The following is a 20,846-nucleotide window of genomic DNA, read 5'->3' as shown; positions in this document are numbered from 1 at the left end:
TGTTCACGCTGATCTTTTGATTGCTTGGACAACATGGTAAAACCTCCAAAAACTAGATTTCACTCATATTTTAACAAAAAAAGCTTGTCGATGAAGCCATTTTTTGTGACTTTGTCGACAAGCTGAGTCCCCGCCTGATGGCGGGGACGGCCGGATCTTTCAGCGGCTATTCGCAACGCTCTGTCCGTCTGTTCTCTCTTCCTGCACTTCATCCTCAAGATCCTGATGCGAATGGGCAATTCGGCTTGCAGCAGCTGCCGCCAAGGCAGCGACGATATCATCAAGGAACGTGTGAACCTCATCGTCCGGACAGTCGTCCAGTTCTTTAATGATGCCGAACTTTTCTTTATCCAGATAGCCGAAGTTCGTCAAGCCGATCGAACCGTAGACGTTTACGATGGAAAGCGGAATAATCTCGTCGATTCCGTAAAGGGGTTCATCCGTTTCGACCAAATATTGAAGCGGTTCAGGCAATAGCTTTTTCTCGGCAAGCTGGTCAAGCGCTATCCCCGTTAACACGGCATGAACGATTTCCCTTTTGTTTAAGACCTTTTCGACATTCTCAATGCATACTTCAAGCGACAGATCAGGATGGTATTTTTCCTGCAGCTTTTGTACGATCAGCGCGATATCCTCAATCGTAACCCCGCGCTCATTCAGCATATTTTTCGTTATGTGCACCATTTCATTCATCGTATACTTCTTCATCTGCATCAATCTCCTTTAGTGGCTCATCCAGTTAGGCGGTGTATTGCGGTCCCAGTAAATGCTTCCGAGATCGTGATGTTTTTGAAAGCCGTCTTCGGCAGTATGATAATGAAAGTTAAACCAGTACCCTTTATGCGGCGGCTTGTCCCTGCGCACATGGAATCTCAGCACATCTTCCCCCGTTTTCCGGTTGTAAACGTGGAAAATTCTTTCCGACTTCCCCGCCGTCGGCGTTTTGGAAATGACGAGATCCTGGTAAGCGTCATTGTCCTGCATTGTCATGAGATGGCTGACGATGATCTCCTCGACCTTTGGAAGCACTTCTTCCCTGTACTCGTCTTCAATGACCGGCGATATCCTGCTGCCGAATTTTACGAATGACAGATCTTCCGCTTCATTGAGCAGTTCGTCCTTGTAAGTGTTAAATGAAGATCTGGATTCGCTGTCTTCTTCAAGTTCGGGCTCTTCCTGCTTTTGATAAACAGCTGTATACCCGGATTCTTTCACGCTCTGATGCTCCTGCGGCTTGTCCGCCATTAATGCAGCAGGAGGAGATACAAGGCCGAACGTTGCAATTGTAAATAATGCGACAAGCGCTTTTCTCATCCACATCTTCATGACTGATTAGTCCCCTTTTGGATCGCTTTCTCGTTTTCTCTTATTCTATCATAGGTTGAATTTTCAGTCATTCATAAAGTGGCAGTGCAGAAAAACAAAACGCCTTTTCTTTTGCCGATAAAACGTTTACAATCAAAGATGAAAATTCCAAAACTGGGAGTGATCGTTCATGGTTGAAGGTCTTTTTATAGCCGCTTCATTGATTACCCTCGCTTATTTTATCGTCATGGAAATCGCAGATTAAAAAATCCCAAGGTATATACCTTGGGATTTCATCTTTCGAGGACACCGTAATGAAACAGGGCTGTTTTTCGTTTTTTTACGGAAAATCCGTATTTTTCAAAGCGCGGACTCTTCCAGTGGTCTTTCAGGACCACTCTTTTTCTGGCGACCCGAAGGGCTTCATGTAAAGCACCGTCAAGCGTAAACTCGGAATGCGCCCACTTTCTTAAAGGGGCGATGCCGTCTGATTCTTTGATACCATCATCAAACATCGGGTCAAAGTAGACGATATCTGCTGAATCATCATCAAGTTCCAGCAGATATTCAAAGCTGTCGCCGGAATGAACCCGAATCCTTTTCATCGCCTGATCCAAAGCGGCAAGGCCGGTCTCCCACGATTGAAGTCCCGCCTCGACAAGAAAAGCGAGGAGCGGGCTTTTTTCAATTCCGCGCACCTCGCCTTGTTCGCCAGCGGCAAGGCTTGCAATGATCGCGTCTGATCCAAGGCCGAGCGTACAATCGAGCAGCTTGTCTCCCGGTTCAACTTGTGCAGCTTCGACAAAAGGATCCGCTTCGCCCCTTAACATGCGCTTCGCCCGGAACATCGCAGAGTTCGGGTGGAAAAAGAACTTTTCGCCCTCTGAATGATACAGCTCGAAGCGCTCTTTTCCAACCACGAGAACATCATCCTGCTCTGTTTGCCGGATTTGGCGAATCGGCCGTTTTCTCCGCTCGGAAAAGCGGGCGCCGAGCGTCCGGCTGATTTTTTCCGCCGTTAAAACCGTGCTTTCAGTCGGTCTGTAGCTTGTTGTGACAATCATGTTTTTCTCCGTAAAAAATGCCCTTCAAAGGGCATTTTAGCAATGTTTTTCAAAAGCATCTGTAATGTTTTTCATAATCTCCGTCATTTCACGGCCTTCAATCTGTTCACGCGGAATGAAATGAACGACTTCTTTGCCTTTCAGCAGTGCCATTGAAGGTGAAGACGGTTCATATCCTTCGAAGTATTCCCTCATTTTTGCCGTTGCTTCGCGGTCCTGTCCGGCAAAAACTGTAACGGTCTCGTCAGGGCCGTTTTCGCTTCCGGAGACGGCCTGAACGGCTGCCGGTCTCGCCAGTCCGGCGGCACATCCGCAGACTGAATTGACGACGACGAAAGTCGTGCCTTCTGCACCTTCCATGAAAGTCTCAACTTCTTCCGCAGTCGATAACTCTTTAAAGCCGGCCTGCACCAATTCCTGACGCATCGGAAGAACGAGCTGGCGCATGTATTCTTCATAAGCTGTTGACATATTAAAAAGCCCCCTCTATAAACCTTGACTACTGATGTCAAGGATACTACAGCGGGGGCTGAATTTCAAACACCGGGCGAAAAAACCGCTAGATTTTCATAATGCCGCCGGTATTGGCAGATGTCACCAGCTTTGAATACCGGGCGAGATAGCCTGTTTTCACTTTCGGTTCAAATCCGGGCCAGTTTGCTTTTCTTTTTTCCCATTCTTCATCGGAGATTTCGATGTTTAAAATCCGCTTTTCGATATCGACAACGATATGGTCGCCGTTTTCTACGAAAGCAAGCGGGCCGCCTTCGGCTGCTTCTGGCGAAACGTGGCCGATCGAAAGACCGCGGGAGGCTCCGGAAAAGCGGCCGTCGGTAATTAAGGCGACTTTCGGACCGAGGCCCATTCCGACGATCTGCGAAGTCGGTGCAAGCATTTCAGGCATTCCCGGTCCGCCTTTAGGACCTTCATAGCGGATGATGACGACATCTCCCGCTTTTACTTTACGGTTGATGATGCCGTCAAGCGCTTCTTCCTGTGAGTCAAAGACAACCGCAGGTCCTTCATGGCGGGTAATCCCGTCTTGGACGCCGCCGGTTTTAATGATCGCTCCGTCAGGCGCCAGGTTGCCGAACAGGACGGCGAGTCCGCCTTGCTCTGAAAACGGCTGATCGATCGGATGAATAACCTCGTAATCTTTCACTTCGCGCCCGGCAATATTTTCGCCAAGCGTTTTTCCTGTTACGGTCAGCGTATCCAAATGAAGCGCGCCTTCTTTTTTCGACAGCTCGTGTAAGACTGCTGATACGCCTCCTGCTTCATGCAAATCTTCAATAAACACATCGGAAGCCGGCGCAAGCTTTGATAAGTGCGGAACCCTTGCCGCTACCTCATTGATCCGTTCAAGCGAGTAGTCTACCCCCGCTTCATTGGCGATCGCAAGCGTATGGAGGATCGTATTCGTTGATCCGCCGAGCGCCATGTCTAAAGCGAACGCGTTGTCGATCGCTTTTTCGGTCACGATGTCGCGCGGTTTGATATCCGACTTGATCAGCTCCATCAGCTGGCGGGCCGACTGTTTGGCAAATTCCCTGCGGTCGGGCGATGTCGCCAAAATGGTGCCGTTGCCCGGCATGGCGATGCCAAGAGCTTCAGAAAGGCAGTTCATCGAGTTGGCCGTGAACATGCCCGAGCATGATCCGCATGTCGGACAGCCGAACTGTTCAAGCTCCTCAAGCCCTTTCTCATCGATTTTGCCTGATTGATAAGCGCCAACGCCTTCAAATACAGAGGAAAGCGAGATTTTCCGTCCGTCGCTCGTTCTTCCCGCTTCCATCGGCCCCCCGCTGACAAACACGGTCGGAATATTGATCCGCATTGCTGCCATGATCATGCCCGGCGTGATTTTATCGCAGTTTGGAATACATACCATTCCGTCAAACCAGTGCGCTGATACAACCGTTTCCACTGAATCGGCGATGATTTCGCGGCTCGGAAGAGAATATCTCATTCCGATATGTCCCATCGCAATTCCGTCGTCGACCCCGATTGTATTAAATTCAAACGGAACACCGCCGGCCTCTCTGATCGCCTCTTTGACGATTTTTCCGAACTCCTGCAAATGGACATGACCCGGTACGATATCGATATATGAGTTACAAACGGCAATAAACGGTTTGCCGAAGTCCTCTTCTTTTACTCCTGCCGCGCGCAGCAAACTGCGGTGCGGCGCTCTGTCGATCCCTTTTGTAATCATGTCACTGCGTAAACCTGTCATCGTGATCCTCCTAAACATCTTCGTATTTACATTCTATATTTTCTGAATATTCAGTTTCAAAAAACTGTCTGTTAACCGCTTGCCGGACTGATCCGCAAGATGACGGCTGTTTTGATCTTCATCTGTAAATCATTCCCCATGAATCAGAACCTCCACATTCCATATGATTGCTAACTACTATATATATTTTCAGCGTGCTTTTCAACAATATTCGAAATATTTTTATAGAAAAAGTGATATTTTATAACAAGACGCGTGACTTTTTTCAAAATTCCCGGATGGATCGCCGCTTCGGAGCGGAGGGCTTGAGGCCAAAAAAAGAGACGCTGTTTCCAGCGTCCTTGTCAACCGTTTTTTTTGCGGCTTTCCGTCATTTGCTTCCATACGGAGCCTTTCGCTTCTTCACCGTATTCGATCCGTTCGATCGCCATTTTGACTTGAAGGCTGACTTCAAATTCGGGATCGTTTTCAGCTTCTTTTAAAGCGGGAAGCGCGCTCTCATCGCCGACTTCGTACAGAAACATGGCGGCTCTCCAGCGCACAAGCTTGCTCGGGTCCTTGAGCGCTTTGATCATTGCCGGAATCGCTTCCGGGTTTCCGATGTCTGACAGACAATCACCGGCTGTTCTTCTGACCGTGATCGTTTTGTCTTCGAGCGCTTGATATAAAAGAGGAAGCACCGCAGGCGTTTCGATCATGCCCAAATAAACGACAGCAAGCCTTCTGATCGATGTTTTCGGGTCCTTGAGCGCTTTTTCGAGTACTGGAATGTCCTTTTCATCCGGGTCCATTTGTTCTAGATGAGCATAGCGTTTTTGCCAATCTTCCTCATCCATCATTTCAAGCGTAACCCGGTAAGACTTTCGCTGCACAGCCGCGCGTTTATCATCAGCATCGCTTGATGCAGCTGATTCCGTCAGCTTCCGCAGGCGCTCCTCATCGTAAGCCGCCTCAAGCTCTTCCGTTACTTCACGGCCGATTTCTGAAAAATCGCCGAATCTGACGCCTTGCTCTTTCCATGACCGTTCGAGCACGACGTTGGAAGACGCGGTTTTAAGCTTCAAGATCGCTTCCTGGAAACGTTCCGGAAGGCCGAAGCGCTCCTCGCGCTCGCCGTCGGTCAATTTCACCTGCATCGGTATCCCGCTGAACATTTGCACGAAGACTTTAACCTCGCCGAACGATTCTTTTTCTTCGGAACGGCCCCCCGCCTCTTCGGCTTCGTCCATTCCGAAGGCAGCGCGCACCGCAGGGAGGATGTCTTTCCAGTCAAATCTCGCATTGCGCTCGACAGCGATAAAATCGGCCACATGGTAGACGCCTTTTACTCCGTCTATGTTTAAAACTTCCTGGATGACGGGAGGCGCGCCTTCCGCATGGTCCTTTTTATAATTATTGCTTTTTCCGCCCGGCAGTTCTTCGGTCAAAATCACCTTCATTGTATTCGGGCTCGGTGTCGGTTCTATCGATTTAATTTTCATCATTGTCCCCCTCTGTTAAAAGATCCGGTCTTATTCTACCATAACCCCCAGCCCTGATCTATCAAGGCGGCTTTCTCTGGAGAAGGCGCATTCATTTTCCAGTTCGCCGAGAAATTCGAGCATCAGCTGATGCCTTTTTTCTGCGAGCATCCGTCCCGTCTTTGTATTCATCAAATCTTTTAAAAGGAGAAGCTTCTCGTAAAAGTGGCCGACAGCAGTAGGCGCATTGGCGCTCCCATAGAGGAGATGACCCTTTGCCCCCGCATACATCAAAGCCCTGGCGATCCCGACGGCGCCCATCGCATCAAGCCGATCGGCATCCTGAACTGCCATACCTTCTTTTGAAAGGGGTTCGTCTTTATATTTTTCTCTGTCTCTGAATGAAATTCTTGCGATGATGGCAAGAATCCCGTCAACCGTACCAGGATCGACTTTCCAGTCTTCTGACAGGCGCCTTTTCAGCTCATGAAGCGGAACCCGGTGTTCATCGGCAAGCTTTACATCAATCACATCGTGGAGAAGGGCGCAAGCTTCGGTCATAAACAGGTCTGCACCCTCTTCTTTTGCAATCTGAAGGCTTACGTTCCGAACCCTTTCGATATGCAGCCAGTCATGTCCTGTGTCTTCGGCTGCGAGCTTTTTTCTTACCCATTCGGACATCAAGCGGATCTGTTCTGTTTGTTCCTGATTCAGCCCAGCCATTTCTGAATGGTCTCCTCCATCTCCTTTGGATTGGTTTGCGGTGAAAAACGCTCAACGTTCTCCCCGGTTTGATCAACGAGAAATTTTGTGAAATTCCATTTGACCGCTTTTGTTCCAAGCATGCCCTTCGCCTTGTTCGTCAAGTGGCGGAACAGCGGGTGGATTTGATCTCCTTTTACATTCACCTTCGAAAACATCGGAAACGTGACACCGTAGTTTACGCTGCAAAATTCTTCAATGCTTTTTTCATCGCCAGGCTCCTGATTCATGAATTGGTTGCTGGGAAAGCCCAGAATCTCAAGCCCTCGGTCTTTATATGTTTCATACAAGTCTTGAAGCTGTTCATATTGAGGTGTAAATCCGCACTTTGAGGCCGTGTTGACGATGAGAAGCACTTTGCCTTTATACGGCCGCAGTGTCGTGTCCTCGCCTTTAATCGTCTTGACGCTGATATCGTAAATGGACATGACCGTCCCTCCTTTTTAGAATAAACCTTTGGCCCTGCCGTCTTCACCGACATCCATTTTAAGTGCAGCAGGACGTTTCGGCAGCCCGGGCATTGTTAAAATGCTGCCAGTTAAAGCGACGATAAATCCCGCGCCCCTCGATGGTTTTAATTCACGGACGGTGATGCTAAAACCTTTCGGCCTGCCGATTTTCCCCGGATCATCTGATAAAGAATACTGAGTTTTGGCCACGCATACTGGCAGCCCGCCCAATCCGTTCTTTTTCAATTCCAGCAGCTGCTTTTTCGCCTTTTCGGTAAACTCTACCCCTTCGGCTCCATAAACGGTGCGGGAAATCTTGGTTAATTTGTCTTCGATCGAGTCGGTTAATTCATATAAATAGGAAAAACGATTGTCCTTTTGTTCCATGACATGAATGACTTCCCTTGCCAGGTCAGTCCCGCCTTTTCCGCCTTCTTCCCAAACATTGCACAGTGCAGCCGGATGTCCGTTTTCCCTGCACCAGCCAAGAACCGTCTCAAGCTCATCCTCCGCATCGTGTACAAATCTGTTGACGGCCACAACGTACGGAAGACCGAAGGCGTCTATCGTTTCGATATGCTTCGCAAGGTTTGCGATTCCGCTTTTTAATGCTTTTACGTCTTTTTGCTTCAAATCGGCGAGAGGCGTTCCGCCGTGCATTTTCAGCGCTCTGACGGTGGCGACGATCACGACCGCTCCCGGGGTGAACCCGCCGGCTCTCGTTTTGATGTGCATGAATTTTTCCGCACCCAAATCCGCGCCAAATCCCGCTTCAGTCACGACATAATCAGCCAGTTTCGCAGCCGTTTTCGTCGCGATCAAACTGTTTGCCCCGTGAGCGATGTTTGCAAACGGGCCTCCGTGGACGAGCGCCGGTGTTCCTTCAACAGTCTGAACAAGGTTTGGTTTGATGGCATCTTTTAACAGGAGGGCAAGCGCTCCCTGGACACCGAGCATGCCGGCCGTCACCGGCTCTCCGTCAACAGTGTAGGCAACGATCATTGCTGCCAGGCGTCTTTTTAAATCGGCCAAGTCTCCGGCCAGGCATAAAACGGCCATGATTTCCGATGCGACAGTAATGTCAAAGCCGTCTTCCCGGGGAAATCCGTTCGCTTTTCCGCCCAAGCCGACAACGGTTTCGCGCAGCGCCCTGTCATTGAGGTCAAGCGTCCTTTTCCAGACGATTTTTCTAATATCGATGTTTAATTCGTTTCCCTGATGAATATGATTGTCTATAAAAGCCGCCAAAGCGTTATTCGCAGCTGTGATCGCATGCATATCTCCCGTAAAGTGGAGGTTGATATCCTCCATCGGAAGAACCTGGGAATATCCTCCTCCGGCAGCCCCGCCTTTCAGTCCCATTGTCGGACCGAGTGAAGGTTCCCTCAGTGCAACGATCGATTTTTTGCCAATCTGCCAGAGTGCCTGGCTCAATCCGACGGTGACAGTCGACTTTCCTTCACCGGCCGGGGTCGGGTTGATGGAAGTTACCAAAATCACCTGTCCATCGTTTTTTTCTTTCAAACGCTCAAAAATTTTTAAAGAAATTTTCGCTTTTGTGCAACCAAAACACTCTATTTCTTCGTCATTTATATTGAGTTTCCGTGCAATTTCGGTAATCGGTTTTAATTCCGTACTTTGGGCGATTTCTATGTCTGATAGATGGGATTTCATTTGCAAGAGGAGCCTCCTTTTGGTTCATCACACGATGATTTTCCATATTTTTCACACACTTCTTTCATTGTAACACAATTCACACATTGAAATATCGCCAAAAAGTTCCTATAATGAAGAAAAATCAGCGGAGAAAACCGGAGGTGGCGTGTTGCCTATCAACATACCTATCAATTTGCCAGCGAAGCAGATTCTTGAAAGTGAAAATATTTTTGTCATGGATGAAAAACGGGCTTTTCATCAGGACATCAGACCTTTAAATATTGTAATTCTTAATCTGATGCCGCAGAAAATCAGGACCGAGACACAGCTGCTCAGGATGCTCGGAAATTCTCCTTTACAGGTATATTTCACTTTTTTAATACCGTCTACACACACGCCAAAACATACACCAAGGCAGCATTTGGAACAGTTTTATACAACTTTTTCTTCAATCAGGAACAGAAAATTCGACGGCATGATTATTACCGGTGCGCCGATCGAGCACCTGAAGTACGAAGAAGTGTCCTATTGGAAAGAACTTCAGGAGATTTTAGAGTGGAGCAAAACGCATGTCACGTCAACGCTTCACATCTGCTGGGGAGCGCAGGCGGGACTGTATCATCACTACGGAATTCGCAAAGTCAAACTGCCGAAAAAAACATTTGGCGTTTTCGAACACAGAATAATGGAGAAAAATGAAAGACTTGTCAGAGGCTTTGAAGAATTCTACTATGTCCCGCATTCGAGGCATACAGATATCAATATGGATGACCTGAAAGCCGTGTCCCATTTAAAAGTGCTCAGCGTATCCGATGAAGCGGGCGTCTGTTTAATTGCTTCAAAAGATGAAAAACAAGTTTTTTTAACTGGACATCCTGAGTATGATACAGATACTCTTAAAGAAGAGTATGAAAGGGATTTGGCCAGGAACATGGACATTGATCCGCCGGTGAATTATTTTAAAGACGGGCCGGACGGCGCGGCGCCTGTAAACCGCTGGAAGGCCCACGCGACTCTTTTGTTCATGAACTGGCTGAACTATTACGTTTACCAGGAAACACCATATGAGTGGAAATGAAATTCTCATGCCCTGGTCTGATGCAAGACATTCAAAATGTGTTAAAATACAGTTGGGTTAGTCTTCCATAAGGGGGTTCGGCTTGGCCGCGAAAGCAAGAATAATAAGGAACCCAGTGCTTTCCTGCCGATCCATACTTTAAAAATACCTTAATTTTTGTTCTTCATTTATAATTAAAATAATATTTATGGTATGGTATGTGTGGACATTGACTCCTGTTTTTTTACCATTTTAGCTCTTGCTGTTTGAATTAATTGAGGTGAATATGCTTGAATACCAATAAAAATATATTAATTTTGACTGCAAATTACGGAAATGGCCATGTTCAAGTAGCCAAAACGCTCTACCAAGAGTGCGAACGGCTCGGTTTTAAGAATGTAACTGTTTCGAATTTGTATCAAGAATCAAATCCGATTGTGTCAGAGATCACGCAGTATCTCTACCTGAAAAGCTTCTCAATCGGTAAACAGTTTTATCGCCTGTTCTACTATGGGGTCGATAAAATTTACAATAAAAGAAAGTTTAATATTTATTTCAAAATGGGAAATAAACGGCTGGACCAACTGGTTAAAAAACATCAGCCAGACATCATCATCAATACGTTTCCAATGATTGTCGTGCCCGAATACAGACGGAGAATGGGAAAAGTCATTCCGACCTTTAACGTCATGACAGATTTCTGCCTTCATAAAATTTGGGTCCACGAACATATTGATAAATATTACGTAGCAACTGATTATGTGAAGGAAAAACTGCTCGAAATCGGCACTCACCCGAGCAATGTCAAGATCACGGGTATTCCGATCCGCAGGCAGTTTGAAGAAGAAATGGACAAAGATAAAATCTACGAGAAGTATCAGCTGTCTCCCGACAAGAAGATATTGCTGATCATGGCAGGCGCACACGGGGTTCTGAAAAACGTAAAAGAACTGTGTGAATCTCTGGTGACGAAAGAGGATGTTCAAGTCGTCGTCGTGTGCGGAAAAAATACGATGCTGAAATCTTCACTGGAAGACATTGAAGCCCTTTATCCAAACAAGCTGAAATCGCTCGGTTATATCGAAAGAATTGACGAGCTGTTCAGGGTGGCTGACTGCATGATCACAAAGCCGGGCGGAATTACCTTGACGGAGGCCACGGCAATCGGCGTTCCCGTCATCCTTTACAAGCCTGTTCCCGGGCAGGAAAAGGAAAATGCCCTGTTCTTCGAAGACAGAGGAGCTGCCATCGTCGTCAACAGGCATGAGGAAATTCTTGAATCAGTCTCCTCCCTTTTGGCTGATGAGAAAAAGTTAAACGAAATGAAGAAAAACATTAAAAGCCTGCATTTATCCAATTCATCAGAAGTCATCCTGACGGACATTATCGAGCAGTCTGAAATCATCATGAACAAAAAACAGACTGTCCGGGCGCTGTCCTAAAAAAGCCCGAGTCAAAAAAACACTTGCTCTGCAAGTGTTTTTTTCGTTTAATATTAAGATTCCGAGTAATAAACTTCTTCAAACGGCTGCACAACGACAAACCCGTTCCCTGAAAACTTCATTTGGATCGATTCCCCGCTTCCCCTGCCGATGAACGTCTTAAAAGATACATCTGTCACAAATTCAGGCTGCAGGCTTCCAGACCAGGCAACCGTTGCGTTTGGATCGGTATAGACTGGGCTTTCCGGGGTTACGATCAAAGTGAGCGGCTCGTAATGGCTTGTGATTGCAGCCATTCCAGTACCCTCAAGCTTAATGTTAAACAATCCGCCGGCCAGCATGCCGGAAATTCTTTTCATCAGTTTGATGTCCCAATCGATCGACGGCTCAAATGCGAGCAGATCGTGCCCGTTCACAAATATGGAGTCCTCCTTCAAGTTTAAGATGGAAATCTTCTTTCCTTGATCCGCGAGGTACACCTTCCCGTTTCCTTCCGCTTTCATCAGTGCAGCCCCTTCGCCGCTGAACACTTTTTTCACCATACGTCCAATTCCGTGTTCAAATACCCCTTCACGCTTAAATTTGACTCTTCCCCTGTAGGAAACCATCGAACCGGCCTTTGCCCACACTTTTCCATCGAGATTAACTTCCAAGAGACGGGGCGTTTCCATTTCAAACAGCCCCTCCCCTTTGTCTTCCTGCTGGGTTTTGGATACAAACTCATCAACCGAATAACGGTTCATCTATAAACACTCCTCTTCGCATTCCTGATATTGGTTTTATTATATACGGGCTGACGCTTAAAATGTTTCGTCCGCTTTGCGAAAAATAATGATCAATAACCATAAATCGAAAACGTTTTCAAAGAAATTCCTTAAAAAAGCATTAAAGTTCATTTTTTTCTCTTGACAGCTTGACGAAGCCTCCATAGATAGTGTATAGTGAAACCATCATTTAGCAGAACACCGTTAGATGATGAAAATTTTTTTTAGCACATTGTGCTACAGTACTAGGAGGATTAAGCAATATGCAAAACGGTAAAGTAAAATGGTTTAACAATGAAAAAGGCTTCGGCTTCATCGAAGTTGAAGGCGGAGACGATGTATTCGTTCATTTCACTGCAATCGAAGGTGACGGATACAAATCTCTAGAAGAAGGACAAGAAGTTTCTTTCGAAATTGTTGAAGGTAATCGTGGACCTCAAGCATCTAACGTTGTAAAGCTTTAACAAAATCAAGACAATTGAGACTTCAAATAAGAGGAGAGGCATTTTTTGCCTCTCCTATTTAATTTTCAGCTGAATTTCGATCGCCAGTATATTTTGCTTCAGCCTTTGCTCGATTTCCTCAATGTTCTTCTCGAGAGATGGACGCCCCTTTTTCGCGATATCAACGAGCTGTTCAAGATCTTTATATACCTCCACAAATGTCTTGTGAAGAACGGTTTGCAGTTCATTGCTTTCCACTGTTCCTCAGACTCCTTTTTTTCATGATTACCTAAATTAGTAATAAAGACTTATATTTTTTAGGTTCAATAGTTATATCGGATTAATTTTACTTTATTTTTTCTATTTCACACATAAAAATGCCTTTTTTAGAAAAAATACTTGTCGGAGGTGTATGATCATGAACTCAGAACATCGCGATGATCTCGTAACGGGATTTAATCAGCGCAAGCAGCTTGAAATAGCCGTAGAAACCGCCCAAAAGACGACGGGAATGGCGACGAGGCAAAAGAGCTCCACTTTGCTGAAATCGGCGTATCAATCGATCGAAGATGCCAGACAGCTGTCACAGGCTGAGGAACTATCCGCACTGGATGAAGACTTTTTAAACGAACAGCTCAACATATTAAATGATTGCCAGCACCAGCTTGACGAATCACAGCATTAAAAAAACCGCGTTCAGCGGTTTTTTTAGCGCGGCCCAAGGATGATGGCCTATTGGGGATGGTAAAGGGATCAATTTTTGTTTGTCAGCACGTCTCCATAGGTGCGGAGCTTTTCCCCGACCGTACATTTTGAAATGCAAAATGCGTGGGCATACGTTTTTCCGTATTCTTTTCTGAAGTGTTTTTTGATGAAGCACCCTTCACAGTAGGTGTCCTGCAAATGTGTCAGTTCCTTAAAGATCTCTTTCTTATCCAAAACGTTCATCTCCGTTATTCATCTAGTTTGATTTGGCTTTCCACAATGGTATGCTCAAGCATTTTTTTTGCGAGCTGATCCGCTTCCTTGTTGTCTTTGCGGCTGATTTGAATATAGGTGGGCGTGAGCTTTAATTTTTGAAGCTGGCTTTCGATTCTGTCCAGCCATTTCGAATGGACGGGGTCATAGCATGGCCAGTTACCTTCAAGCTGGTTCAGCACGACGAGCGAATCCCCTTTAATGACAACGGAGTTCCTGCTTGCCCCGAGATCTCTAAGCTCTTTAACGGCTTCGGAGAGAGCCGCATATTCCGCCTCGTTATTCGTTGTCAGCCGAAAGCTCTTGTTCTTTCTCAATCGATACCGGTCCCCGCCGAGGGAGTAATATATCACAATGCCTAAACCAGCGAGCTGACTTTCTTTATCATAGCTGCCGTCAAAATAGACGGTGATCTCATCCGGTTCAGCTGCAAGCTCTTCTTTCAGCTTTTCCAGCTCTTTCAGAGTCCAAAAGCTGCCCTTCTCATCTTCAAACTCAAGTTCAGTGACATACGGACTTTGAGAAAGCTGACGCCCGGCCGCCACTGCCTCTTTCACCTCGATCCATTCATCAGCTGTAAATGGAATGGGTGAAGACCCTTTAATCTTGATTTTCATACCTGCTCTCAGTTTCACAAAATCACCTTTATTCAAATTATGGCTTGTTATGCTATAATCAAAACAGTTTATTCAGAAAGGAAGTACCCGTTCTTGTTTAACGAAATATTATGGATTAGTTTTGCGATCATTAATTTTATCATTGTTCTCTTCTTTTTTAAACGATTTGGCAAAACCGGTTTATTTGTCTGGATCGGTTTTGCGACAGCCGCCGCCAATATCGAGGTGGTCAAAACGGTCGAGCTGTTCGGGTTGACCGCGACACTCGGCAACATCCTGTACGGAAGCGTATTTTTTGCGACCGACGTCATCAATGAAAGATACGGAAAGGCAGAAGCGAAAAAAGCCGTTTCAATCGGTTTTTTCATTCTGATTGCCTTGACGCTCGTCATGCAAGGAGCGCTTCTGTTCAAGCCGCATCCGGAAGACATCGCACAGCCTGCGCTGGAGACGATATTCGGCTTCTTGCCCCGCGTGGCGCTCGGCAGCCTGCTCGCCTATATCATCAGCCAAACGCTTGATGTTTATGTATATTCGGGAATCAGAAGGTTATTTCCTTCCGATCGGGCACTGTGGCTTCGCAACAGCGGCAGCACAGCCCTAAGCCAGCTGCTCGATACGTTGATTTTTACAAGCGTCGCATTTATGGGCGCTTATCCGCTCGATGTATGGATTCAGATTTTCATCACGACATACGTCTTGAAATTCGTTGTCGCCGTTTTCGCAGCTCCGTACGCTTATGCCGCTAAAAGAATCACCCCTTTGGATGAAAGGAGCGAAAACAATGCCGGTTGAGGTCTATATCGACGGAGCAAGCGCGGGTGATCCCGGACCGTCCGGACTTGGCATTTTCATCAAAGACGGTCAGAAGACCGAGTCTTTCTCCCTTCCGGCCGGCTTACTGAGCAACCATGAAGCGGAATTCAAGGCGCTGATCGAAGGAATGAAGCTGTGCGCCGAACGAAACTACCGGATCGTTTCGTTTCGGACCGATTCGCAGATCGTTGAGCGCGCGGCGGATTCGGAGTTTGTCAAAAATCAGGCATTTAAGCCTTATCTGGATGAAATCATCCGCTTAAAAAACGATTTTGATTTATTTTTTATCAAGTGGATTCCTTCGAAGTCTAATCAGGCGGCTGACAAGCTTGCGAAAAAGGCGATATTGCTGAACCACCCCGAGTAAAATCCATTCCCGCTGCACATCATAACGAGTGAGGTGGTTCATGTGGAAAAACAGCACTCAGCAGGAAGAGGCCGCCTGACAGGCGGTGTCACGCCCCAGGGGGATATTGTATTGAACCGGGATAACCGGCATACAGACCCAAAAACCGAGCTTGAAAACCGGGCGAAAAAAAGCAATACAAAACATTAGAGAGATCGGTTTATCCGATCTCTCTTTTTTCGAATTTCATCAGCAGCGGTTCGATTCCCCGTATTTGATGAAGTCTCAGCATCGCTTTCGCCCTGTCATGCATCAAGGTGAAGTCTGCGTCGTCCAATGAGCAGGAAAGCGGTACATCGCATTTGATTTCTGCAAGAATTCTGGACAGCTTCAGGTCTTCAAGACATTCGGTTATTTTCGTCTGCTGGCCTTTTGTCAGCTGACCGATGTTTTCCAGCAGCCGGTCAACAGTCGAATATTCCTTGATCAGTTTGTAAGCCGTCTTTTCGCCGATGCCTTTTACACCCGGGTAGTTATCGCTTGTATCGCCCATCAGCGCTTTGATGTCAATCAAAGCCTTCGGCTCGACACCGGTCTCTTCACTGAATGATTCTTCCGTGTATACTTTATAATTGCCGATTCCTTTTTGAAGCAGGGCGACTTTAACATTGACTGTTAAAAGCTGAAGCAAATCTTTATCACCGGTGACGATCGTGATCTCCGCTTCTTCGCTGAACATCGCTGACAGCGTGCCGATGCAGTCATCGGCTTCATAGCCCGCAAGGCCGATATTTAAAATCCCGAGCCCTTCCGCCGCTTCCTTTGCCATGTCAAATTGCGGAATCAATTCTAGCGGCGGCTCGCCGCGGTTCGCTTTATAGTCCTTAAATAAATCGTTGCGGTACGTTTTGCTCCCCATGTCCCAGCAGCAGACGACATGGCTCGGTTCAAACGCAGACACCGCGGTTAACAGATGCTTTAAAAAGCCGTGAACCCCGTTTGTCGGCACCCCTTTGTCATTCAGCATAAAATTGCGGTGCACCGCAGTCGCAAAAAAAGACCGGAATAATAAAGCCATCCCGTCTACAAGCAGCAGCTTCTTGTTCATTATAGAAACTTCCTTTCATCATACAATGCACTTATTGTACCACAGGAGCAAAAATGATGAAAACAGCGTCAATCGACGCTGTTTCTATTTTTTGTGCTGTTTTTTGCTAGAAATTAATTTTGCGGCTTCCATTTGCGAATAGGATTCAGTCGCAAATTCAGTGTTAAAGCCGTTCTTCTTTTTAGCGTTGTTGTTTCGCTGTGCATTCGCGTTGCCAAGTTTTGTTCTTCCCATTACACTTCACCTCCAGCGGGCGGGTCATGGTTTATGTTTTGCAAAAAAACATGACACCACACGCGGAAGGATTCACCAGCTAGGCCTGCGGATATTTTCGGCTGACGTATTCGGCGACCATTTCTTTCGAGACGAGCCGTCTCGTGGGAACGATGCCTTTTTTGGCCAATTCGTTCATCTGCTTGGTAATTTGGTTGATGAGGTCGGTTGAAAATGCTTCATTTCGCCGGCACATATCAACCGCTTCATCGATCGCTTTTTCCCTCTCCTGTTCGAGACGCACGAACTGCTTGATGTGCTGGTGCTGTTTTTTGGAATGTGCTGTAATTGCTTCATGAACGTTTGTCATCATCTAATTCCCTTCTTTTTTTATTCAGTCTATCATGCCTGCCAGCCAGATATCCATACCAATATCAATCTGATTCAACATGAGCGGAGCCATTCGCCTGCCAAGGCATGCGCTTTTTCAATGTTTTCGCGCTCTGCGCTCTCCAGCGCCTCATGAAAATATGCTTCTTTTTGTTCTTCGAGTTGAGCTTTTGCGGATAGAACAGCCGCTTTCTGTAATTGACCGGCGCTCGTTTTGCAGCGGTTTAAAAATGTCTGCTTTTCACGTTGAATCCAATTGTCCGTGATCGCCGAAAGCTTTGCAGTAAACGCCTCGACAAGCCGGGCTTTGCCATTTTGCTGAAAAAACGTTTTAGGTGTTTTGAACATTTTCAGTTCATCTGTAAACTCCCCTTCATCCGCTGACGCTTCAGTCGTTTCCCAGCTTTCGGTCTCAGGCCGGTCAGCCTGGATATGAACCGAAAAATAAGGATTGCCGGCAAGCCGCTCTTTTACGGCATTTGCCCATTGTTCGCCCGCAAATTTCAGCATCAAATTTTCCATTCTGATATCAAGCGCTTTTAGTTCCTGCAAAAATTCGAATTCATACTCCTTTAAGCAGCTTTTCAAAGCGGTTTGCAGATTGGCGCGCCAATCTCCGTTCTGAAGCCCGGGGTGTATCGCAGCTTTAAATAAATCGTGTGCAACAAAGGCCAGACGCTGCTTCATGTGGTAAAATTGCTCTTCCACATCCTTTTCCGTCATTTGAAGGATTGATGACCCCTTCTCTGCTTCTTCAATCGCAGCCAAAGCCTCTTGATAAGCTTTTGCGACGCGCTTTTGCTCCGCTTCCTTTTCTTCAGCGGAACGGTGCAGTGAACCGCGGAGCTGAAAGACGGTTTCACACAGTTTTTTGCCTTCATCAAGCAGCTCTTCGACAGCTGTTCTGGCCAAACCGTTTTCGATAAAATCGTCGAGCTCCCGCTTTAGCCTGCTGAAGTCGTTGTACGGCGAAGTTTTTTTGTTGAGCTCCTGCTTGCTCGATACATGGTACAGGTGCGGATTTTGGATGCCTTCTTTCAAGAGCTCTCCCCTTACATAGTCTTCAACCGTCTGTAATTCGACCGGGCTTTTCGCGAGGTCAGCCGCATTTAAAATAAAAAACATTTTATCCATGCTGAAAGCGTCTTTAATGAGCCCCAGCTTGCGCAAAAACGACCGGTCCGCTTTGGAAAATGAATGCTGGTAGTATGTTAAGTAAAGCAGGGCATCAGCATCTTTCATGTATTGAAACGCAAGTTCAGTATGCCGTTTATTCATGCTGCTGGCTCCCGGTGTATCGACGATTGTTATTCCTTTCTCCGTGACCGGTGTGCTCAAATAAACGGTGACTTCGCGGACGGCACAGGCCGTTTGTTCTTCAGCGACATACGGATGCAGATCGTCAGCGGAAATCGTCAGGATTTCCTGATCATTGATATATGAACCATAACGCTTATAAGCCTTGAGGAAGTTCTTGATCAGCAGCCGTTCATCATCGTGCAGTTCCTCTTTTTTCAAGAGGTTTTTAAGTTTTTCGCCAAAAGCGGAGCCTTTTGCTGAAGCCATTTTTCCATCTAAAAGCTGATCCAGTTCAGCTGTGATTTCCCCTTCCGTTTTAAAAGCGACTTCGGCTGTCCCGTCCCTTTTGGTTCCCGACGGTTTTGTTATTTTATTAATCGTTGCCGTTGTCGGCGTCGGAGATGACGGCAGCACTTTCCGCCCGCAAAGCGCATTTGCAAAAGACGATTTGCCGGAACTGAATGCGCCGAAGAGCGCCAGGGTAAACTGCCTTGTATGAAGGCGCTCCGTTTTGTGTAGGAATGCTTTTCTCTGCTTTTCTAAAGCCGGGATATCCGCCAAAATCCGGGCAAGTTCGAAAAAGTGCTCAATGGACTCAGAAACGCCCTTTTTCGGATGAAGAGCCTCGTCTTTACGGCTGCTGTTTTCCCCTTGTGCACGGACCGGTTCCGCTCGCTTCGCATCAAGCGTTTTTTCAAGGGGCTTTCTTTCGGCGGCATACCAATTCGCCGGCAGATCGCTCTGATTGCCGTGTTCCCATTGATCCCAGAGACGGTTTGCTTTTTCATATGACTTCTGCTGCTCAATCAACCGTCTTTCGCGCTCGGCGAGCTTCGCTTGTTCCGCATCATATTCAGCTTTTATCGCTTCCGCCTGCAGGACGCTTCTTTCTTTAATAAAGGTTTTGAGCTGGTCGATGAGCGGCTGCGCTTGTCTCTTCGCCTTTCTTCTGATGTTTTCAGCCAGTTCTTTCGTGTAGTTCAGCACGTATTCCGGTGTAAGCTCAGCCCCTTTTTTCCGGGAACGAAGCAGGTCGTTTTCATCTATCACGGTCCGAAATTGAAGAACTTCCCGAAGCATTTCATCATTCTGGACGTTAAAGCATTTCATGAATGCCTTGATTGCTTCAATGACATGCCAATCGATTTCGGCTTGAACCCTTTTTTGGACGTCGGCAAGAAAAGCTTCTTTTCGTTTTTGTTTTTCTTCAAGCGTTTTGGCCTTACTGAAAAGAATTCCTTTTTTAAAGCCCTTTTCGATTGATTCCAAATACGATTTGGCCAGCTCTCTCATCTCAAACGGCGTTATATTTGCGTTTTGGGCAATCGTTTGGATGTCTTTTTTGATTTGTTCCTCCGCCCGTTTTTCCTGTTCTGTCAAATCGGCAAGCTGTGATTTTAAAGTCTCGACGGTTTCTCTTAAGGAAGCGGTTTCTTCAGACAGAGCCGTATCTTCGTCACTGATCAGCATTTTGATATGTTCATGAATCAAGCTGCTGATTTTTTGCTCCGTATATGCCTGCAGCTGCTGTTCGGATTGATGCTGCAGTCTTTCCAGCTCAGCACGGAGCCGGTTGAATTCGTTGAGCGGATGATCGGCTGCGGTGACCGATGTAAAAAAGAGGTGTTCTTCACTGATCCCTTCTTTCAGCAGCATATCTAGAACTTGCTTTTTATAGGCGTGGAAGTCTGTTTCAGCTTCGTCATGGCGGTCAATCTGGTTCACGATGAAAAAAATATTGGGTATCTTATCTTTTATTGATCGAAGAAATTTCACATTTTCTTCGGAATGGACATGATTGTAGTGCACGACATAAAACAAGGCATCCGCCTGGTGAAGAATCGAAGACGCCGATAGAAAATGAGCATCGTCTGTAGAATCAATTCCAGGCGTGTCGATTAAGACGGCCTGAGGCGCTATTCCTGAAAAAGGCCCCCCGATTTCCACCATTTCAATCTGGCTGCCGTCCCTGCAGTACGCCTGCACTTTTTCTTTATCATAAGAGCCGTCCATCTGAGCGTATCTTCCATCGACCGTATGGAGTGTTGTTTTCATTTCTCCCCGGCGGACCAGCACGAGATTGGCGCTCGTCGGAATCGGACTTGTCGGCAGGACTTCTTCCTGAAGCAGCGCGTTCAAAAGCGATGATTTCCCTGCTGAATAGTGTCCGGTTAACGCGATGTACACTTCTTTTCTCAGCCATTTTCGGATGATGCCCGCAAGCTGCGCCGACCGCTTGTCATCCCCGTTTTTTGTGAGCTCCCCGAAAACCGCTCCGGCTCTTTTCATCAGATCGTCTTTCGTGTTTATTTGTGCCATGTTTCCTACCCCTTTTATGCGTTGTTGTTTGCCATCTTAGCCCTTTCTCCCATTTTACACAACCTTGCTGTATTTTTCTTCACAATCGGAAAGAAAAACGAGAAAAAGCTGCCGGTTTCGGC

At 46.7% G+C, this 20,846-nt stretch carries 24 protein-coding genes; 7 read left to right on the top strand and 17 right to left on the bottom strand.

From position 1 onward, the window contains the following. Positions 1–159: 159 nt before the first annotated feature. The 9 genes from KI350_RS19760 to KI350_RS19720 all read right to left on the bottom strand — a co-directional run bounded on the left by KI350_RS19760 (position 160) and on the right by KI350_RS19720 (position 8,950). The gene (locus tag KI350_RS19760; RefSeq protein ID WP_065643823.1) at positions 160–708 is read right to left on the bottom strand and encodes a phosphatidylglycerophosphatase A family protein; all 549 of its coding nucleotides are present in this window, start codon (positions 706–708) and stop codon (positions 160–162) included. A gap of 15 nt (positions 709–723) precedes the next feature. After that, positions 724–1,326, bottom strand: coding sequence for a YpjP family protein (locus KI350_RS19755; protein ID WP_065643822.1), 603 nt, complete (start codon positions 1,324–1,326; stop codon positions 724–726). Positions 1,327–1,598: 272 nt separating this feature from the next. Further along, positions 1,599–2,369, bottom strand: a complete 771-nt coding sequence (locus KI350_RS19750; RefSeq protein WP_145646116.1) for a class I SAM-dependent methyltransferase — start codon at positions 2,367–2,369, stop codon at positions 1,599–1,601. A 36-nt stretch (positions 2,370–2,405) separates the two neighbouring features. Further along, positions 2,406–2,840, bottom strand: a complete 435-nt coding sequence (locus KI350_RS19745; RefSeq protein ID WP_025811259.1) for a BrxA/BrxB family bacilliredoxin — start codon at positions 2,838–2,840, stop codon at positions 2,406–2,408. Between the two features lie 88 nt (positions 2,841–2,928). After that, positions 2,929–4,605 carry a dihydroxy-acid dehydratase gene (ilvD, locus tag KI350_RS19740; RefSeq protein ID WP_212930577.1) on the bottom strand — a complete coding sequence of 559 codons (1,677 nt, stop codon included), beginning with the start codon at positions 4,603–4,605 and terminating at the stop codon, positions 2,929–2,931. 344 nt (positions 4,606–4,949) lie between these two features. Then, positions 4,950–6,086 carry a conserved virulence factor C family protein gene (locus KI350_RS19735; protein ID WP_145646118.1) on the bottom strand — a complete coding sequence of 379 codons (1,137 nt, stop codon included), beginning with the start codon at positions 6,084–6,086 and terminating at the stop codon, positions 4,950–4,952. A gap of 30 nt (positions 6,087–6,116) precedes the next feature. Continuing rightward, the gene (locus KI350_RS19730) at positions 6,117–6,788 is read right to left on the bottom strand and encodes an HD domain-containing protein (protein WP_145646119.1); all 672 of its coding nucleotides are present in this window, start codon (positions 6,786–6,788) and stop codon (positions 6,117–6,119) included. Beyond that, a complete protein-coding gene (locus KI350_RS19725; protein WP_145646120.1) occupies positions 6,776–7,255 on the bottom strand; it encodes a glutathione peroxidase in 480 nt (159 codons plus the stop codon). Before KI350_RS19725 ends, KI350_RS19730 begins: the two co-directional genes overlap by 13 nt. A gap of 15 nt (positions 7,256–7,270) precedes the next feature. After that, positions 7,271–8,950: a formate--tetrahydrofolate ligase gene (locus KI350_RS19720; RefSeq protein WP_145646121.1), complete on the bottom strand. Its 1,680-nt coding sequence runs from the start codon at positions 8,948–8,950 to the stop codon at positions 7,271–7,273. A gap of 151 nt (positions 8,951–9,101) precedes the next feature. Here KI350_RS19720 and metA point away from each other — a divergent pair, with 151 nt between their 5' ends. Continuing rightward, complete coding sequence (gene metA, locus KI350_RS19715; protein ID WP_065643815.1) at positions 9,102–10,010, top strand: homoserine O-acetyltransferase MetA; 909 nt, start codon at positions 9,102–9,104, stop codon at positions 10,008–10,010. 269 nt (positions 10,011–10,279) lie between these two features. Continuing rightward, a complete protein-coding gene (locus tag KI350_RS19710; RefSeq protein WP_145646122.1) occupies positions 10,280–11,431 on the top strand; it encodes a diglucosyl diacylglycerol synthase in 1,152 nt (383 codons plus the stop codon). 53 nt (positions 11,432–11,484) lie between these two features. Here KI350_RS19710 and KI350_RS19705 read toward each other — a convergent pair whose 3' ends face one another. Beyond that, entirely contained in the window at positions 11,485–12,174 is a 690-nt protein-coding gene (locus KI350_RS19705; protein ID WP_145646124.1) for an AIM24 family protein, read from the bottom strand. Positions 12,175–12,458: 284 nt separating this feature from the next. Here KI350_RS19705 and cspD point away from each other — a divergent pair, with 284 nt between their 5' ends. After that, on the top strand, positions 12,459–12,659 hold the full coding sequence (cspD, locus tag KI350_RS19700) for a cold-shock protein CspD (RefSeq protein WP_003230776.1): 201 nt from the start codon (positions 12,459–12,461) through the stop codon (positions 12,657–12,659). 54 nt (positions 12,660–12,713) lie between these two features. Here cspD and KI350_RS19695 read toward each other — a convergent pair whose 3' ends face one another. Then, the gene (locus KI350_RS19695; RefSeq protein ID WP_003182837.1) at positions 12,714–12,896 is read right to left on the bottom strand and encodes a hypothetical protein; all 183 of its coding nucleotides are present in this window, start codon (positions 12,894–12,896) and stop codon (positions 12,714–12,716) included. Positions 12,897–13,056: 160 nt separating this feature from the next. On the opposite strand from KI350_RS19695, the gene KI350_RS19690 reads away from it, so the two are divergent. Next, complete coding sequence (locus KI350_RS19690; protein WP_020451892.1) at positions 13,057–13,323, top strand: DUF2564 family protein; 267 nt, start codon at positions 13,057–13,059, stop codon at positions 13,321–13,323. Positions 13,324–13,391: 68 nt separating this feature from the next. Here the strand turns inward: KI350_RS19690 and KI350_RS19685 are convergent, their stop codons facing one another. Both KI350_RS19685 and KI350_RS19680 read right to left on the bottom strand, forming a co-directional pair. Beyond that, on the bottom strand, positions 13,392–13,577 hold the full coding sequence (locus KI350_RS19685; protein ID WP_003182841.1) for a zinc-finger domain-containing protein: 186 nt from the start codon (positions 13,575–13,577) through the stop codon (positions 13,392–13,394). 14 nt (positions 13,578–13,591) lie between these two features. Beyond that, on the bottom strand, positions 13,592–14,251 hold the full coding sequence (locus KI350_RS19680; protein WP_145646125.1) for a reverse transcriptase-like protein: 660 nt from the start codon (positions 14,249–14,251) through the stop codon (positions 13,592–13,594). Positions 14,252–14,326: 75 nt separating this feature from the next. Between KI350_RS19680 and KI350_RS19675 the strand changes: the two genes are divergently transcribed. Genes KI350_RS19675 through sspL form a run of 3 tightly spaced genes read left to right on the top strand, consistent with a single transcriptional unit; the run spans position 14,327 to position 15,605 of the window. Further along, positions 14,327–15,028 carry a queuosine precursor transporter gene (locus KI350_RS19675; protein WP_145646126.1) on the top strand — a complete coding sequence of 234 codons (702 nt, stop codon included), beginning with the start codon at positions 14,327–14,329 and terminating at the stop codon, positions 15,026–15,028. Further along, the gene (locus KI350_RS19670; protein ID WP_065643810.1) at positions 15,018–15,416 is read left to right on the top strand and encodes a reverse transcriptase-like protein; all 399 of its coding nucleotides are present in this window, start codon (positions 15,018–15,020) and stop codon (positions 15,414–15,416) included. The genes KI350_RS19675 and KI350_RS19670 overlap by 11 nt, the downstream gene beginning before the upstream one ends. A gap of 42 nt (positions 15,417–15,458) precedes the next feature. Beyond that, positions 15,459–15,605: a small, acid-soluble spore protein L gene (sspL, locus tag KI350_RS19665; RefSeq protein ID WP_003182847.1), complete on the top strand. Its 147-nt coding sequence runs from the start codon at positions 15,459–15,461 to the stop codon at positions 15,603–15,605. Between the two features lie 10 nt (positions 15,606–15,615). Here sspL and KI350_RS19660 read toward each other — a convergent pair whose 3' ends face one another. The 4 genes from KI350_RS19660 to dynA all read right to left on the bottom strand — a co-directional run bounded on the left by KI350_RS19660 (position 15,616) and on the right by dynA (position 20,724). Next, a complete protein-coding gene (locus KI350_RS19660) occupies positions 15,616–16,503 on the bottom strand; it encodes a 5'-3' exonuclease (RefSeq protein WP_374706279.1) in 888 nt (295 codons plus the stop codon). An 84-nt stretch (positions 16,504–16,587) separates the two neighbouring features. Continuing rightward, a complete protein-coding gene (locus KI350_RS19655; protein WP_164468301.1) occupies positions 16,588–16,737 on the bottom strand; it encodes a hypothetical protein in 150 nt (49 codons plus the stop codon). A 79-nt stretch (positions 16,738–16,816) separates the two neighbouring features. Then, complete coding sequence (locus tag KI350_RS19650) at positions 16,817–17,086, bottom strand: YpbS family protein (protein WP_145646138.1); 270 nt, start codon at positions 17,084–17,086, stop codon at positions 16,817–16,819. A gap of 74 nt (positions 17,087–17,160) precedes the next feature. Then, complete coding sequence (gene dynA / locus KI350_RS19645; RefSeq protein ID WP_016885978.1) at positions 17,161–20,724, bottom strand: dynamin GTPase; 3,564 nt, start codon at positions 20,722–20,724, stop codon at positions 17,161–17,163. Positions 20,725–20,846 lie beyond the last annotated feature (122 nt).

The sequence above is a fragment of the Bacillus sp. J41TS8 genome (assembly GCF_018333035.1).
Classification (GTDB): domain Bacteria; phylum Bacillota; class Bacilli; order Bacillales; family Bacillaceae; genus Bacillus; species Bacillus paralicheniformis.
This window is presented reverse-complemented; position numbering and strand designations above follow the sequence as displayed.

Coding starts and splice junctions, on each gene's coding strand:
- KI350_RS19705 (WP_145646124.1), bottom strand. CDS start 12,174: ATGAACCGTTATTCGGTTGATGAGTTTGTATCCAAAACCCAGCAGGAA.
- KI350_RS19670 (WP_065643810.1), top strand. CDS start 15,018: ATGCCGGTTGAGGTCTATATCGACGGAGCAAGCGCGGGTGATCCCGGA.
- KI350_RS19745 (WP_025811259.1), bottom strand. CDS start 2,840: ATGTCAACAGCTTATGAAGAATACATGCGCCAGCTCGTTCTTCCGATG.
- KI350_RS19725 (WP_145646120.1), bottom strand. CDS start 7,255: ATGTCCATTTACGATATCAGCGTCAAGACGATTAAAGGCGAGGACACG.
- KI350_RS19690 (WP_020451892.1), top strand. CDS start 13,057: ATGAACTCAGAACATCGCGATGATCTCGTAACGGGATTTAATCAGCGC.
- cspD (WP_003230776.1), top strand. CDS start 12,459: ATGCAAAACGGTAAAGTAAAATGGTTTAACAATGAAAAAGGCTTCGGC.
- KI350_RS19655 (WP_164468301.1), bottom strand. CDS start 16,737: ATGGGAAGAACAAAACTTGGCAACGCGAATGCACAGCGAAACAACAAC.
- KI350_RS19660 (WP_374706279.1), bottom strand. CDS start 16,503: ATGAACAAGAAGCTGCTGCTTGTAGACGGGATGGCTTTATTATTCCGG.
- KI350_RS19755 (WP_065643822.1), bottom strand. CDS start 1,326: ATGAAGATGTGGATGAGAAAAGCGCTTGTCGCATTATTTACAATTGCA.
- dynA (WP_016885978.1), bottom strand. CDS start 20,724: ATGGCACAAATAAACACGAAAGACGATCTGATGAAAAGAGCCGGAGCG.
- KI350_RS19650 (WP_145646138.1), bottom strand. CDS start 17,086: ATGACAAACGTTCATGAAGCAATTACAGCACATTCCAAAAAACAGCAC.
- KI350_RS19735 (WP_145646118.1), bottom strand. CDS start 6,086: ATGAAAATTAAATCGATAGAACCGACACCGAGCCCGAATACAATGAAG.
- KI350_RS19760 (WP_065643823.1), bottom strand. CDS start 708: ATGAAGAAGTATACGATGAATGAAATGGTGCACATAACGAAAAATATG.
- KI350_RS19750 (WP_145646116.1), bottom strand. CDS start 2,369: ATGATTGTCACAACAAGCTACAGACCGACTGAAAGCACGGTTTTAACG.
- KI350_RS19720 (WP_145646121.1), bottom strand. CDS start 8,950: ATGAAATCCCATCTATCAGACATAGAAATCGCCCAAAGTACGGAATTA.
- KI350_RS19730 (WP_145646119.1), bottom strand. CDS start 6,788: ATGGCTGGGCTGAATCAGGAACAAACAGAACAGATCCGCTTGATGTCC.
- ilvD (WP_212930577.1), bottom strand. CDS start 4,605: ATGACAGGTTTACGCAGTGACATGATTACAAAAGGGATCGACAGAGCG.